Origin of the sequence: Enterobacter cloacae complex sp.6700776, assembly GCF_048284255.1 — a bacterium.
GTDB lineage: Bacteria > Pseudomonadota > Gammaproteobacteria > Enterobacterales > Enterobacteriaceae > Enterobacter > Enterobacter intestinihominis.
Window position 1 is genome coordinate 1 of the sequence record NZ_JBLVYK010000337.1, and the last position, 260, is coordinate 260.

The 260-nt window shown below is 47.3% G+C and carries 1 pseudogene; it reads right to left on the reverse strand.

From position 1 onward, the window contains the following. Positions 1 to 234 (reverse strand): annotated as a pseudogene (locus tag ACNQ0T_RS24530) (slipin family protein); the annotation flags it as partial. Between the last annotated feature and the right edge of the window lie 26 nt (positions 235 to 260).

Here is a 260-nt window from a genome sequence, read left to right on the forward strand (position 1 = left end):
CCATGCAGGAACTTGGCTGATTAACGCCAGATCGGTACCTTTGATGCGTTTTTTACCCGCCAAACGCGCCAGTAGTGTTGGGTTGATAACCACATCGTCCGTCGATTGAGTTTCGATGTGCAACGTATTGCCCGTTTTCCAGTACAGTCGGCGCGTCGCGGGCGCTAAAATTTCATTCAAGCTGTTATGCAAATACACAAAACCCATTTCATCATCTGCAAGAGTGATATCCACACAGTATTCTTCAACCCAATCAGGGT